Origin of the sequence: Streptomyces beigongshangae, assembly GCF_019710745.1 — a bacterium.
GTDB classification, from domain to species: Bacteria; Actinomycetota; Actinomycetes; order Streptomycetales; family Streptomycetaceae; genus Streptomyces; species Streptomyces beigongshangae.
Genome location: NZ_JAHKJW010000021.1, coordinates 47,643 through 61,811, shown reverse-complemented (window position 1 = coordinate 61,811; position 14,169 = coordinate 47,643). Strand labels below are relative to the sequence as shown.

Here is a 14,169-nt window from a genome sequence, read left to right as displayed (position 1 = left end):
GGGGCAGCCTCCGGGAGCGGACCCCGGTCGGCCGGTCGCGGGTGTGTGCGCCCACGACCTGCCGGACCGGGCCGGGCTCACCGGTTCGCGCCGCCGTCCGGCAGCGTGCCGGTGCGGGCCACGTCGGCGTACCACCGGGCGCTGGCCTTGGGGATGCGCTTGCCGGTCGGGTAGTCGACGTACACGGCGCCGAAGCGCTTGCTGTAGCCGTAGCCCCACTCGAAGTTGTCCAGCAGGGACCACAGGAAGTAGCCGCGCACGTCCGCGCCGGCCAGGATCGCCCGCTGCACGGCCGCCAGGTGCCCGTGGAGGTAGGCGATGCGGTCGGGGTCGGTCACCTCGCCCTCCGGGTTGACGTAGTCGTCGAACGCCGCCCCGTTCTCGGTGATCATCAGCGGCATCGCCGGGAAGTCCGCCTTGAGCCGCATCAGCAGGTCGTACAGACCGCTCGGGTCGACCGCCCAGCCCATCGCGGTGGTGGAGCCCGGGGGACGGTGGAAGGCGACCCGGTCGGCGCCCGGCCAGGGGCTGTGCTCGCTGGCCCCGTGGCCGTCGGAGCCGTGGCCGGCCCCGTCGGTGGCGGCCGAGACGACGGTGGGCGTGTAGTAGTTGACGCCCAGGAAGTCCAGCGGCTGGTGGATCGTGGCGAGGTCGCCGTCCTGCACGAAGGACCAGTCGGTGAGGCCGGCCGTGTCCTGGAGGAGGTCCTGCGGGTACCGGCCCTCCAGCATCGGGCCGGTGAAGACGCGGTTGGCCAGCGCGTCGATCCGGCGGGCCGCGTCCAGGTCCTCGGCGGCCTCGGTCAGCGCGCGGACGTGGTGGATGTTCAGCGTGACGGACGCCTGGGCGCGGGAGGGCAGTTCGGCGCGCAGGGCCTGGACGGCCTTCCCGTGCGCGAGGTTGAGGTGGTGTGCCGCGCGCAGGGCCGCGACCGGTTCGGTGCGCCCGGGGGCGTGCACCCCGGAGCCGTATCCGAGGAAGGCGCTGCACCAGGGCTCGTTGAGGGTGATCCAGGTGCTCACCCGGTCCCCCAGCGCCCGGGCCGCGAGGGTGGCGTAGTCGGCGAACCGGTCGGCGGTGACGCGCTCGGGCCAGCCGCCCGCGTCCTCCAGGTGCTGCGGCAGGTCCCAGTGGTAGAGCGTGACGACCGGCTCGATGCCCTTCTCCAGCAGGGCGTCGGTCAGGGCCCGGTAGAAGTCGAGCCCCTTCTGGACGGCCGGGCCGCGGCCGGTCGGCTGCACCCGCGGCCACGACAGGGAGAACCGGTACGCGCTCACGCCGAGGTCGGCCATGATCGCGACGTCCTCGCGCCAGCGGTGGTAGTGGTCGGTGGCCACGTCGCCGGTGTCGCCGTTGCGCACCCTGCCGGGTGTGTGCGAGTAGGTGTCCCAGATCGAGGGGGTGCGGCCGTCCGCGGTGGCGGCGCCCTCGATCTGGTACGCGGCGGTCGCCGTGCCCCAGGTGAATCCCTGCGGGAACCGGACGGGGATGGTGTTCTCCGGGGCGGGCGCGACACGTCGGGTAGCGGTGGTCACGTGAGTCCTTCCAGATGTACTGCGGGCGGGAGGGGCGGAGCGGCTCGGCGCGGACGGCGGGCCGCGGGAAGGGAGGCCGGCGGGCCGCGGGAAGGGGGGACCGGCGGGGCACTCATCCCTTGACGGCGCCCTGCATGATCCCGCCGACGATCTGGCGGCCGAAGACCACGAACAGGGCGAGCAGGGGCAGCGTGCCGAGCAGGGCGCCCGCCATGATGAGCGACTGGTCGCGCACGTATCCCGCGCTGAGCTGGGTGAGCGCGACGGGGACCGTCGGGTTGGTCATGTCGAGCACGATGAACGGCCAGAAGAAGTCGTTCCAGGCGTGCACGAACGTGATCATGAACAGGACGGCCATGGGGGGCCGGGCGATGGGCAGCACGATGCTCCAGAAGATGCGCAGGGAGTGCGCACCGTCCACCCGCCCGGCCTCGACGAGTTCGTCGGGCAGTGCCTCGGACAGGTACTGCCGCATGAAGAACACCCCGACGGCGCTGACCAGCGTGGGGAAGATGACGGCGGGCAGCTTCTGGCCCCAGCCCAGCTCCGTCATCATCATGAACAGCGGTACGACGCCGAGCTGGGGCGGCACCATCATCGTGCCGATCACCAGCATGAGCAGGACGTTGCGGCCCTTGAAGCGCAGTTTGGCGAAGGCGAAGCCGGCGAGGGTGGCGAACAGCACCGTGGACAGGGCGATCACGCCGGCCACGATCAGGCTGTTGAGCATGGCCTTGCCCAGCGCGGCGTCCTGCCATGCCTTGCCGAGGTTCTCCAGGAGGTGGGGTCCGGGCAGGAACGGCGGGGGCGTCTGGGTGACGCGCGTGTTGTCGGTCGACGCCGCCACCATCGTCCAGTACAGCGGGAAGAGCGAGAACAGCGCCGCGATCCCCAGCAGGATGTAGGCGACGGGACCCGCGTGGTGCTGGCGTCCGGCACCGGGGTGCCGGAACAGCTGCCGGTTCCGTTTGCCGGGCGGAGGGCTCTTGCGTACCTCGCGCGCGGTCTCGGGACGGGCGTCCCCGGTCCGGACCGGGATGCTGTCTGTGGTCATGGGGATCTCCCGGTCAGGCCCTGCGCGCGAGGACGCGCCTGACGATTCGTTGGACGACGAACACGACGATGAGCAGCAGGAACATGGCCCAGGCGACGGTCGCGGCCCGGCCCATCTGGTAGTTCTTCCAGCCCTCCTCGTACAGCAGCAGCCCCAGCGTCTGGTACTGGTTGTCCGCTCCGCCGGTGATGCCGTTCGGGCCCTGGCCGAAGATCAGGGGTTCACCGAAGAGCTGGGTGGCACCGATCGTGGACAGGACGATGGTGAACACGATGGTGGAGCGGATGCCCGGGACGGTGACCTTGAGGAACTGCTGCCACCGCGAGGCGCCGTCGATGGCCGCGGCCTCGTAGCGGTCGCGCGGGATCGCCTGCATGGCCGCGAGGTAGAGCAGTGCGTTGTAGCCGGTCCAGCGCCAGATGACGATCGTCGAGATGGCCGTCTGCGCGGCCCACTTGTTGTTCTCCCAGTCGATGTTGTCGACGCCGACCAGGCTCAGCATCCAGTTGATCATGCCGAAGTCGCGTTCGAAGAGCATCGTGAACACGAGGGCCGCGGCGCCCACCGACGTGGCGTAGGGTGTCAGGGCGGCGACGCGGAAGAACGTGGAGCCGCGCAGCCGGTAGTTGAGCAGGTGTGCCAGCCCGAGGGCCATCAGCAGCTGCGGCACGGTCGACAGGACGCCGATGGTGAACGTGTTCAGCAGCGCGTTCCAGAAGCGGTCGTCGTCCCACAGGGCCGTGTAGTTGTCGAAGCCGACCCACTCCATGAGGTTCAGGGTCGACAGCTCGACGCGGTGCAGGGAGATCCACGAGGTGTAGATCAGCGGGTAGAAGCTGAAGGCGGCGAAGACGATGAAGAAGGGGGCGACGAAGGCGTACGGGGCGCCGCGCACGTCGAGGCGGTGCAGCAGTGTGCTGCGGCGCTCGCGCTCCGTGCCGGTGCCGGTGCCGTCCGACGGAGCGGTGCCGGGCGCACCGTCCGGGGGTGTCGAGGTGGAGATGGCCACCGGAAGGCATCCTTCCTGGAGGATGGGAGGGGCGGGCAGGGCCCGGCGGCCCACACGGGCCGCGCGTGGGGCGCCGGGCTGCTGCGGAGGTGGGCGACGGTTGCCCGAGGTCAGCCGGCGGCCTTCTCGATACGCTTGTCCGTGGTCTCCCACGCTTCCTCCGGGCTCTTGTTCTGCGCCTCGATGAGGGTCAGGCCCTGCGAGAAGATGTCCTTGATGGTGCCGTCCTTACGGCCGAGCACCTGCTCGTCGGGGATCTCCTTGGCCGCGGCTCCGAAGATCTGGCCGATGGGTGCGCCGCTGAAGTAGTCGGACTTGGCGTCCACCACCTCGGGCTTCTCCAGCGCGGTCTGCGACGAGGGGAAGTTGCCGATCTTCTTGAAGAGGAACGCCTGCTGCTCGGGCGCGGTGAGCCAGGCGACGAGCTCCTGCGCCTCCTTCTTGACGGGACTCTTCTCCATCACGCCGAGGAACGATCCGCCCCAGTTGGCGCCCTTGGGGGCCTTGGCCACGTCCCACTTGCCCTTGTTCTTCGGCCCGGCCTTCTCGCTGATGTGCGCGAGCATCCACGCCGGGCAGACGGTGGTGGCGAAGGTGCTGTTGGCCAGACCGGGGTCCCAGCCGGGCTGGAACTGGCGGAGCTTGGCGGTCAGGTCGGACGTGGCGGCCTCGGAGGCCAGCTTCCAGGCGTCCTTCACGACGGGGTTGCTCCCGTAGACGAGCTTGCCCTGCTTGTCGTAGAACTGCTGGGAGTTGCCGTAGATCATGGCGTTGAACAGGCCGCTGGAGCTGTCCATGAAGGCGACCTCGTCGCCCTTGGACTTCTTCTTGAACTCCTTGCCCGCGGCGACGTACTTCGACCAGTCGCCCTCCCACAGCTCGGCGACCTCCTCGCGGTCGGTGGGCAGACCGGCCTTCTCGAACAGGTCCTTGCGGTAGCAGACCGCCATCGGGCCGATGTCGGTCCCGAGGCCGATGACCTTCTTGTCCCCGGTGGTGACCTGACTCTGCTTCCAGGGGAGGAAGTGGTCCGTCCCGGCCGCGCCGGCCAGGTCGACGAACTTGTCCTTCTGGGTGTCGGACAGCTCCTTGGCCCGGCCGATCTCTATGCCCTGGATGTCCTTGAGCCCGCTGCCGGCGGCCAGGTGGGTCTGCAGGGCGGTGTAGTACGTCTGCTCGTCGCCCGCGACGTCCGCCTTGATGACGATGTCCGGGTTCTCCTCCATGTACTTGTCGAGCAGCCCGGTCTCCTTGAAGCCCATGACACCGAAGAGCCCCATGGTGATGGTGGTCTTGCCGTCCTTCTTCCCCCCGCCGGTCCCCCCGTCGTCGCTGCCTCCGCAGCCCACGACCAGACCGAGAGCCGACACGACCGATACGGCGGCCACGGCCTTCGTACGCAACTTCCTTCGGGCCTTGCCCATTTCGTCCTCCTAGCGGCGGCGCTGACGCACCGGAGTTCGAGCCGCACGGTCCGCTCCGCGAGCCCGATTTGTCCGGTGGGTACGTTCCCAAACGACGATGGGAACGTACCCACCTGGAAGCCCGAAGCCTGGCTGCCGTGAAAGGCCGCTGTCAAGAAGTTGAAACCACTTCGTTGCAGGAAGATGTCGCGACCCCCTCGCGGACCCCACCCGCGGATCCCGCGGACGCTCTCCGCAGGTCTGGCACAATGCGCAGGTGGCGGCCGTACGGGCAGCACGCGAGCGAGGAGGAGTCATGGGGGCCAGGCAGCGCCCGACCATCAAGACCGTGGCCGCGCGTGCCGGAGTGGGGCGCACCACGGTTTCACGAGTCATCAACGGCTCCGAACTCGTCAGCGAGAAGGCCAGGGAGGCGGTGCTGGCCGCCATCGCCGAGCTGAAATACGTACCGAACTCGGTCGCCCGAGGGCTCGTGACGAGCCGGACGAACTCCATCGCCCTGGTGATCCCCGAGTCGGAGAGCAGACTGGGCTCCGAGCCCTACTTCTCGGCGGTGATCCGGGGGGTCAGCACGGCGCTCGCGAGGACACGGATGCAGCTGCAACTGGTGCTCGTGCGCGACCAGGCCGAGCGGGACCAGCTCACCGAGTCGGTGGCCGAACGGCGTGTCGACGGCGTGCTCCTGGTCTCGGTCCACGAGCACGACCCGCTGCCCGGCCTGCTGGAGGACATGGGGCTGCCCACGGTGCTCGCCGGGCGCCGCTCTCCCGCCGAGTCGCTGAGCCACGTGCACTCCGACAACGCGGGCGGAGCGGCGGCGGCCGTCGGCCATTTGCTGGCGCGGGGGCGGCGCACCATCGCCACGATCACCGGTCCCGTCGACATGGACGTGTCGCGCAGCCGGCTCCAGGGCTGGCGCGAGGCCCTGGAGAAGGCGGACCACGAGACATCGGACCGTCTCGTGGCATCGGGCGACTTCACCGAGGAGGGCGGCGAGGCCGCGATGCGTTCACTCCTTGAACAAGTCCCGTCGCTGGACGCGGTGTTCGTCGCCTCGGACGTCATGGCCGCGGGGGCACTGGTGGAGCTGCGCAGACAGGGGCGCGCCGTGCCGGACGACGTGGCGGTGGTCGGGTTCGACGACTCCATCATCGCCCGGCACACGAACCCCTCCCTCACCAGCGTGCGCCAGCCGGTCGAGGAGATCGGCAACCGGATCGCGCACATCCTCCTGGAGGAGATCGGCGATCCGGACGGGCCGCGCCGGCACGTCGTCCTCCCCACGGAACTCGTGGTGCGGGAATCCTCGTAGGGGCCGCGGACGCCGTCCGCGACGGCCGAACGGGACGGCACCGTTCAGGTACCCCGGGTCAGAGCGGCCGTCCGTCGGCCGCCGCACGACCCTCGCGCCCGGCGGGCTCCGCTCCTCTGACGGACTCCGCTCCCCCGGCGGGCTCCGCGCGCCCCTCGTGCCGGGTACGGGCGGCCCGCAGCGAGGCCAGCAGCTGCAGCCGTTCGGCGTCCGGGGTGCCGGGCTCGGCGGTGTAGACGAACATGAGCGGGCCCGGACTGCCGGGCAGCGGGTAGCTGCCCCACTCGACCTTGATCTCGCCGACCTGGGGGTGCCGGAACAGTTTCGTCCCGTGCACCGTCTCGCGTACCTCGTGCCGGGCCCAGAGCCGCCGGAAGTCCGCGCTGTGGATGCTGAGTTCGCCGATGAGCGTGGTGGCCCGCGGGTGCGTCGGGTCGGCGGCGACGGCGACGCGCAGCATACCGATGTACTGGAGCGCGGTGGCCTCCCAGTCGGGGCAGCGCATCCGGGTCTCGGGGTCGTGGAACAGCGAGGTGAGCATGTTGCGGTGCTCCGGCGGCTGCTGGTCCGGGTCGCCGAACAACTCCTCGGCGAGCGTGTTCCACGCGAGCAGGTCGAGGTGGCGGCCGAGCACCACCGCGGGGGTGTTCATGACGTCCAGCAGGTGCCGGGTGCCGGCCGGTACGCGTTCGGGGGCACGGCGCTTGCGGACGCGCTGCGGCCGGCGTGCCCCCCGGGCGAGTGCGAAGAGGTGCCGGCGTTCGTCGTCGTCGAGGCTCAGCGCGGTGGCGAGGTCGTCGAGCACGTTGTCGGAGGGCCGCACGTCGCGGCCCTGTTCCATGCGCTGGTAGTAGTCGGTGCTCAGCCCGGCCAGCAGCGCGATCTCCTCACGTCTGAGCCCGGTGACCTTGCGCCGGGGGCCCGGCTCCAGTCCGACGTCCTGCGGGCGCAGCCGGCCGCGCCGGGCGCGGAGGAAGTCACCGAGTTCACGGGCGAACGGGTGGTCGGCAGACATACGGACAGTGTGCGGGTACGGCACGGGCCGAAGGTAGGTCTGGCACTCCTAGGGAAAGGAGTGCGACCGCAGGTCGCCGGTCCGCTCCTACCGTTGTCGCCGAGCAGCCGTGCACCCCCTTCCCCAGCCGTGCACATCATTCCCCTGGAGACTCGGCCATGCCCGAATGGACTGAACGTGACATCCCCGGCCAGCACGGTCGGGTCGCCGTCGTGACCGGCGCGAACTCCGGACTCGGCCTGGTCACCGCGACGGAACTCGCCCGCAGCGGGGCAGAGGTCGTGATGGCCGTACGCGACACCGCGGCCGGGGAGCGGGCGGTCGCCGACATCCGGCGGGCCGTACCGGGCGCCCAGATCGAGGCGCGCCTGCTCGACCTGGCCTCGCTCCACTCCGTACGCGCCTTCGCGAAGGGCGTGACCGACGACTTCCCGGCGGTCGACCTCCTGGTCAACAACGCCGGTGTGCTGCACCTCGGCCCGCGCCGCACCACCGAGGACGGGTTCGAGGCCCACTTCGGCGTCAACATGCTGGGCCACTTCGCGCTCACGGGCCTGCTGCTCGCCGCCCTCGGCCGTGCGGACGGCGCGCGTGTGGTCAGCATCAGCTCGACCGCCCACCGGGGCGCGCGTCTCGACTTCGACGACCTGATGTCGCGGAACGACTTCAAACCCCGCCGGGCCTACGCCCGTTCCAAACTGGCCTGCACCGTCTACGGCTTCGAACTCCACCGCCGTCTGGAACGGGCCGGCTCGCCCGTCGTCAGCGTCGTCGCCCACCCCGGGATCTGCCGCACCAACCTCAGCCCGCGGGCGTTCAAGGAGTACGGGGCCCTCACGCGGGCCGTCGACCGGATGACACAGCGGGCCTTCCGCCCGGTCCAGGAGGGCGCGCGGGCACAGCTGCACGCGGCGACCGCGCCCGGCGTGCACGGCGGCCGGCTCTACGGGCCGTCCGGTTTCCGGGAGATCCGCGGCCCGGTCGCCATGACGGAGCCCGATCCGCAGGCGACCGACCCCGTGTGCGGGGAGAAGCTGTGGGCCGCCGCCGAGGAGCTGACCGGCGTCGGTCACCCGTGAGCGCCGGTGTGCCCACCCGGTCCGGCCGCTGCCGTGTCCCGGTCGGCCCCCGGGGTCCCGCGCGTTCGCGGGGACCGGAGACCGGAGGCAGGCCGGCGGGAGTCCGAGGTCCGGGTCCGGCGGGTTCGCGGGGGAACACATCGGGCCGGGCTCGGCTCCGGCTCGGCTCCGAGGAGCGGTGAGCGGTGTGCGCGCGTCGGATGACGGCCGGCCGGGAAATCCGGTCGGCGGGCGGGCCGACGACGCACTGTGACGGCTCCGACCGCCCGACACCCGGGGCGGGCCGGCCGAAGGAGCTGTCCGTCCGGCCGCCCCGCCATGCGGGGCCATACGGACGCCGTCCGGCAGGCCGGGAAGGAGTCCGTGCGGCTGCCCCGGCCCGCACCGCACCTGCCGCTGGCCGTTCCGGTACCGGTGGGGGTGGGTAGCCGGACTCCGGCTGCTCTTGGCCGTGGGCCGTGTCCCGCCGGCTGGACGGCGAAGCGGCGACCGCCGAGGCGCTGGCGGACTCGTCCGGGGCCGCCGTCGCGCGTCCGGGCCGAACACCACCCCGCCCGGGCCCGACCCGGAGCGGCTTCCGCCGCTCTCCCCGGAACTCGGCGAAGTCCTGACCGCGGTCATCACGACCGCCCCGGCCGAAGACGCCGTGCCGCGCGGCCCGTGAGCCGCGCGGCCGTCCTCATACGCGCCGATCGCCGGACGGGCCGCGGGGCCCGTCCGGCGATCGGTGTGACAGCTCGTCAGACCTGCGCCATCCCCCTGTCCCAGTCCTGGTCGGGACCCGGACGGCGCGCTTCCTCCGCCAGTGACTTGCGGAGCTGGTCGCCCTCCACGTCCACGTTCGGCAGCAGCCGGTCGAGCCAGCGCGGCAGCCACCACGCCTTGTCCCCGAGCAGCGCGAGCACCGCGGGGACGATGGCCATACGGACCACGAAGGCGTCGAAGAAGACCGCGACGGCCAGCGAGAAGCCGATCAGCTTGATCATGGACTCGGTGGAGCCGGAGAAGCCCGCGAAGACCGCGATCATGATCACCGCGGCGGCGGTGACGACCCGCGCCCCGTGCCGGAAGCCGGTGGTGATCGCCTGCTTCGGCTGCTCCCCGTGGACGTACGCCTCACGCATCCGGGTGACCAGGAAGACCTCGTAGTCCATGGCGAGACCGAAGACCGTACCCACCATGAAGATCGGCACCATCGACATGATCGGACCGGTCTGCTCGACGCCGAAGAAGTCCGAGAGCCAGCCCCACTGGAAGACCGCGACCACCGCGCCGAGCGCGGCGACGACGGAGAGCAGGAACCCGAGGGCCGCCTTGAGGGGGACCAGGATCGACCGGAAGATGAGCATCAGCAGCAGGAACGCCAGACCCACGACGACCGCGAGGTAGGGCAGCAGCGCGTCGTTCATCTTCTGGGAGAAGTCGGTGTTCAGCGCGGTGGCGCCGGTGACCAGGACCTTCACCCCGTTGTCCGAGGCGACCTCGCCGCCCGCGTCACGGACGGCGTGGACCAGGTCCTCCGTCTTCACCGACGAGGGGCGGTCCTTCGGGACGGCCGTGAGCATCGCCGTGTCGCCGGCCTCGTTGAAGGTGGCGGGGGTGACGGCGACGACGTCCTTGACCTTCTTCACCGCGTCGGAGACCTGACCGACCGTCTGCTGCCCGTTGTCGTCGCCCTTGAGGTCCACGACGACCACCAGCGGGCCGTTGAAGCCGGGTCCGAAGGCGTCGGAGAGCAGGTCGTACGCCTTGCGCTGGGTGGTGCTGGTCGGCTGCGAGCCGTTGTCGGGCAGGCCCATCTCCAGCGAGGCCGCCGGGACCGCGGCGACGCCGAGGCCGACGACTCCCACGAGGACCACGGCGGCGGGGCGGCGCAGGACGAAACGGGCCCAGCGGGTGCCCATGTTGGGCTTGGCGTGGGGCTCGAGCCGCTCGCGCTCCTGCTTCTTGCGTGCCTTCTTGCCCAGCATGCGCCTGCCCGCGAAGCCCAGCACGGCCGGCACGAGGGTGAGCGCGACCAGGACGGCGATGGCGACCGTGCCGGCGGCGGCGAGGCCCATCTTGGTGAGCATCGGGATGTTGACCACGGCGAGCCCGACGAGCGCGATGACGACGGTGAGGCCCGCGAAGAACACGGCGGATCCCGCCGTCCCGACCGCCCGTCCGGCGGCCTCCTCGGGTTCGTGCCCCTCCGCCAGCTCCGCCCGGTGGCGGGAGACGATGAACAGGGCGTAGTCGATGCCGACGGCGAGGCCGATCATCATCGCGAGGACGCTGGTGGTGGAGTCGAAGTCCATCGCGCTGGCCAGGGTGGCGATGACCGAGACGCTGATCCCGACGCCGATGAGCGCGGTGAGCAGCGACAGACCCGCGGCGATCAGGGAGCCGAAGGTCATGATGAGCACGATCGCGGCCACGGCGACGCCGATGGACTCGGTGGCCCCGGCGGCCGGGATGGCCTGGAGCGCGTCACCGCCGATCTCGACGGTCAGGCCGGACTTCCGCGCGTCGGCCCCGATGTCCTCCAGCGACGTGCGCGTGTCGTCGGTCAGTTCCAGCGTGGTGACCTTGTACGAGACCGCGACGTACGCCGTCGAACCGTCCTCGGAGACGGCGTTCGCCGCGTACGGGTCGACGACCTGCCCGACCTGGTCCGAACCCGCCGGCAACGCCTTGACGACCTTCTCGACCGTGGCCCGGTTCCCGGCCGAGGTCATCGTCTCGCCGTCCGGCGCCTTGAAGACGACCCGGGCGACCGCTCCGTCGACGCTGCTGCCGGGGAAGCGCTCGTCGATCAGGTCGAAGGCCTTCTGCGCCTCCGTGCCCGGGATGGCGAAGCTGGATCCCGAGGTGGGCGCGGACGCGGCACCGACGCCGGAGAGGACCAGCATCGCCACCCATATGAGAGCGACGTAGATACGGCGCCGGAACGCCAACCGTCCTAGTTTGTAGAGAAACGTGGCCACTGGGTGTACTCCCGGTCTGGGGGTGGATCAGGTCATGGGGGACGGGCTCGGCCGGGTTCCAGGGCCGGGCCGTGGGGCTGGTTCGGCCGTCAGCCGGACGGGCGGCGGCACGGGGCTCCGTGCGCCGTGGCCGGCGTCACGGGACCACGGAAGTCGCGGGGCTCCCTGCCTGGCGCCCACCATGCGCGCCGGGAGCGGTCACGGCGTTCCCGGCCGTCCCGCGGACCCGGGTGACCCCGGCCGGACCGGGGGCTGCCCCGCTCCTGCCGGGTCCGGTCCTGCTCCTGCGACGAGGCATGGTCGTTCCTTCCGGTCGGACACTCTCTGTGCCACAAGCACGAAACTACGCACCGTCCGGCGACCGCACACTGGGCGTATGACCCAGGTCTGGGGTGGTGCTGGGTACACCCCCGCCGTGGCTCCGGGCCCGGGCCGTATGCGCAGGCGGTGAAGGGCGCGTGTGAGGGGTCGGGGGATTCGGCGTCGTGCGGGAGAGGCGGGCCGGGTCTGAGAGAGTGGCGGGTATGGATATCGAGCGCAGGAACAACGTCACTGTCACAGGCAACCCGCTGGGACCGACGGTGGTACTGGCTCACGGGTTCGGCTGCGACCAGAACATGTGGCGGCTGACCGTGCCCGCGCTCGTCGAGGACCACCGGGTGGTGCTGTTCGACTACGTGGGGTCGGGCCGCTCGGACCTGTCAGCGTTCACGGAGGCCCGTTACGCCACGCTCGACGGGTACGCCAGGGACGTGGTGGAGGTGTGCGAGGCACTCGATCTGCGCGACGCGGTGTTCGTGGGGCACTCGGTCAGCGCGATGATCGGGGTGCTGGCAGCCGACCTGGCCCCGGAGCGCATCGGGGCGCTGGTGATGGTCGCCCCGTCCCCGCGGTACATCGACGACGACGACGGCTACCGGGGCGGCTTCAGCAAGGAGGACATCGACGAGCTGCTGGTCTCCCTGGATTCGAACTACCTGGGCTGGTCGGCGGCGATGGCACCGGTCATCATGGGGAACGCGGACCGGCCCGAACTGGGCGAGGAGCTGACGAACAGCTTCTGCGCCACCGACCCGGACATGGCGCGTGTCTTCGCCCACGCCACCTTCACCTCGGACTCACGGGACGACCTGAAGCGCGTACAGGTGCCGACGCTGGTGCTGGAGTGCACCCAGGACGCCATCGCCCCGCGCGAGGTCGGGGCCTTCGTCCATGCCGCGATCCCCGGTTCGGCCCTGGTCACACTCGATGCCACCGGGCACTGCCCGCACCTGTCGGCACCGGAGGCCACCAACGAGGCGATCACCGGTTTCCTGGCGGGCCTGCGATGACGTGCCGCACCGGGTCGCAGCCCGACCCGCACCGCGCCGACGAGGAGGAGACGCCGAACGCGACGTTCGCCGCGCTGCTGGAGGGCAGCGCGGAGGAACTGTACGAGAGCGCGCCGTGCGGCTACCTGTCCACGTTGATGGACGGCACCATCGCCAAGATCAATGGCACTCTTCTGGACTGGATCGGCCTGGAGCCGGAGTCGGTGGTGGGCCGGATGCGGTTCACCGATCTGCTGACGGCGGGCGGCAGGCTCTACCACGAGACGCACTTCGCACCCCTGCTGCGGATGCAGGGCGAGGTCAGGGGCATAGCCCTCGACATCAGACAGGCCGGTGGCGGCCGGCTGCCCGTACTGGTCACCTCCGTCGTCAAGCACGGCAGCACCGGCGAACCGCTGCTGATCCGCACCACGGTCTTCGACGCCCGGGACCGCCGTGCCTACGAGGAGGAGCTGCTGCGGGCCCGCAGGGCGGCCGAGGAGGCGCGCAGGCGGGCCGAGGCCGACCGCGCCCGGCTCCAGGACGCCCTCGCCGTGCTGCAGCAGTCGCTCCTGCCCACCACCCTGCCGCCGGTGCCCGGCGTGGAAGCGGCCGTCCACTACCGCGCCGCCTCCCACGACCAGCTCGGCGGTGACTTCTACGACCTCTTCCCGGTCGACGGCAAGCGCTTCGCCTTCTTCCTCGGAGACGTGTGCGGCAAGGGCCCCCAGGCCGCCGCCCTCACCTCGCTGACCCGCTACACCCTGCGTACGGCCGCACTGCACGACCCCGACCCCGTCGCCACCCTCAGAACCCTGAACACGGCCCTCCACGAGCGGTACACGGGCAACGACCCGCGCTACTGCACCGTCGTCTTCGGCCTGCTCGAACCGGACCCCGCGAGCGGAGAGGTCGCCGTCCACCTCGCCGCGGGCGGGCATCCGCCGGCCCTCGTCCTGCGCGCCGACGGCAGGACCGACTTCCTGCCCACTCCCGGCGGCCTGATCGTCGGCGTCCTGCCCGCCGCCCGCTTCGTCACCGCCACCACCACCCTGGGCCCCGGCGACACGCTCCTGCTCTACACCGACGGCCTGACCGAGGCACGCACCGGCGAGGACCGCACCGGCCTGTACGGGGACGAGGCCCTGCGCGCCTTCCTGGCCGGCCACGCCGGCGAGCCGCCGCACACCGTGATGGAGGCCCTGACCGGTCTGCTGGACGGCTTCGGTGACGGTCTCGACGACGACACCGCCCTGCTCGCCCTCGGCGTCCCGGCCCACCCCGCCGCCGGGCACGGACACGACCGGAACGGCTGACCGGCCCCGGCGGCCGGAGCGCGCCACGCCCGGCCGTCATGGGCCGGGCATGGGCCGGGCATGGGCCGTCCGCGCGAAAACGTCCCGCACATCGCCCACGTTCGGGTGAGGAAGACGTGCTGTCGGCACTCGCGCCGTGATCATGAGTG

10 protein-coding genes are annotated in these 14,169 nt (G+C 71.3%); 4 read left to right on the top strand and 6 right to left on the bottom strand.

Annotated elements, in window-relative coordinates:
• Positions 1-77: 77 nt before the first annotated feature.
• The 4 genes from KM933_RS18375 to KM933_RS18360 all read right to left on the bottom strand — a co-directional run bounded on the left by KM933_RS18375 (position 78) and on the right by KM933_RS18360 (position 5,022).
• The gene (locus KM933_RS18375; RefSeq protein ID WP_221353496.1) at positions 78-1,535 is read right to left on the bottom strand and encodes a GH1 family beta-glucosidase; all 1,458 of its coding nucleotides are present in this window, start codon (positions 1,533-1,535) and stop codon (positions 78-80) included.
• Between the two features lie 112 nt (positions 1,536-1,647).
• On the bottom strand, positions 1,648-2,589 hold the full coding sequence (locus KM933_RS18370) for a carbohydrate ABC transporter permease (protein ID WP_221353494.1): 942 nt from the start codon (positions 2,587-2,589) through the stop codon (positions 1,648-1,650).
• A 13-nt stretch (positions 2,590-2,602) separates the two neighbouring features.
• Positions 2,603-3,592, bottom strand: a complete 990-nt coding sequence (locus tag KM933_RS18365) for a carbohydrate ABC transporter permease (RefSeq protein ID WP_430727339.1) — start codon at positions 3,590-3,592, stop codon at positions 2,603-2,605.
• A gap of 116 nt (positions 3,593-3,708) precedes the next feature.
• Positions 3,709-5,022, bottom strand: coding sequence for an extracellular solute-binding protein (locus tag KM933_RS18360; protein WP_221353490.1), 1,314 nt, complete (start codon positions 5,020-5,022; stop codon positions 3,709-3,711).
• 295 nt (positions 5,023-5,317) lie between these two features.
• Between KM933_RS18360 and KM933_RS18355 the strand changes: the two genes are divergently transcribed.
• The gene (locus KM933_RS18355; protein WP_221353488.1) at positions 5,318-6,334 is read left to right on the top strand and encodes a LacI family DNA-binding transcriptional regulator; all 1,017 of its coding nucleotides are present in this window, start codon (positions 5,318-5,320) and stop codon (positions 6,332-6,334) included.
• Positions 6,335-6,392: 58 nt separating this feature from the next.
• On the opposite strand, the gene KM933_RS18350 is transcribed toward KM933_RS18355, so the two are convergent.
• Positions 6,393-7,349: a helix-turn-helix transcriptional regulator gene (locus tag KM933_RS18350; protein WP_221353486.1), complete on the bottom strand. Its 957-nt coding sequence runs from the start codon at positions 7,347-7,349 to the stop codon at positions 6,393-6,395.
• A gap of 158 nt (positions 7,350-7,507) precedes the next feature.
• Here KM933_RS18350 and KM933_RS18345 point away from each other — a divergent pair, with 158 nt between their 5' ends.
• Positions 7,508-8,428 (top strand): oxidoreductase, encoded by a 921-nt coding sequence (locus KM933_RS18345; RefSeq protein ID WP_221353484.1) that lies wholly within the window; start codon positions 7,508-7,510, stop codon positions 8,426-8,428.
• Positions 8,429-9,168: 740 nt separating this feature from the next.
• On the opposite strand, the gene KM933_RS18340 is transcribed toward KM933_RS18345, so the two are convergent.
• Positions 9,169-11,394, bottom strand: coding sequence for an MMPL family transporter (locus KM933_RS18340; protein ID WP_221353482.1), 2,226 nt, complete (start codon positions 11,392-11,394; stop codon positions 9,169-9,171).
• Between the two features lie 524 nt (positions 11,395-11,918).
• Here KM933_RS18340 and KM933_RS18335 point away from each other — a divergent pair.
• Both KM933_RS18335 and KM933_RS18330 read left to right on the top strand, forming a co-directional pair.
• Positions 11,919-12,725 (top strand): alpha/beta fold hydrolase, encoded by an 807-nt coding sequence (locus KM933_RS18335; protein ID WP_221353480.1) that lies wholly within the window; start codon positions 11,919-11,921, stop codon positions 12,723-12,725.
• Positions 12,722-14,020 carry a SpoIIE family protein phosphatase gene (locus tag KM933_RS18330; protein WP_221353478.1) on the top strand — a complete coding sequence of 433 codons (1,299 nt, stop codon included), beginning with the start codon at positions 12,722-12,724 and terminating at the stop codon, positions 14,018-14,020. Before KM933_RS18335 ends, KM933_RS18330 begins: the two co-directional genes overlap by 4 nt.
• The last annotated feature ends 149 nt before the right edge of the window (positions 14,021-14,169 follow it).

Coding starts and splice junctions, on each gene's coding strand:
- KM933_RS18360 (WP_221353490.1), bottom strand. CDS start 5,022: ATGGGCAAGGCCCGAAGGAAGTTGCGTACGAAGGCCGTGGCCGCCGTA.
- KM933_RS18345 (WP_221353484.1), top strand. CDS start 7,508: ATGCCCGAATGGACTGAACGTGACATCCCCGGCCAGCACGGTCGGGTC.
- KM933_RS18355 (WP_221353488.1), top strand. CDS start 5,318: ATGGGGGCCAGGCAGCGCCCGACCATCAAGACCGTGGCCGCGCGTGCC.
- KM933_RS18350 (WP_221353486.1), bottom strand. CDS start 7,349: ATGTCTGCCGACCACCCGTTCGCCCGTGAACTCGGTGACTTCCTCCGC.
- KM933_RS18330 (WP_221353478.1), top strand. CDS start 12,722: ATGACGTGCCGCACCGGGTCGCAGCCCGACCCGCACCGCGCCGACGAG.
- KM933_RS18335 (WP_221353480.1), top strand. CDS start 11,919: ATGGATATCGAGCGCAGGAACAACGTCACTGTCACAGGCAACCCGCTG.
- KM933_RS18370 (WP_221353494.1), bottom strand. CDS start 2,589: ATGACCACAGACAGCATCCCGGTCCGGACCGGGGACGCCCGTCCCGAG.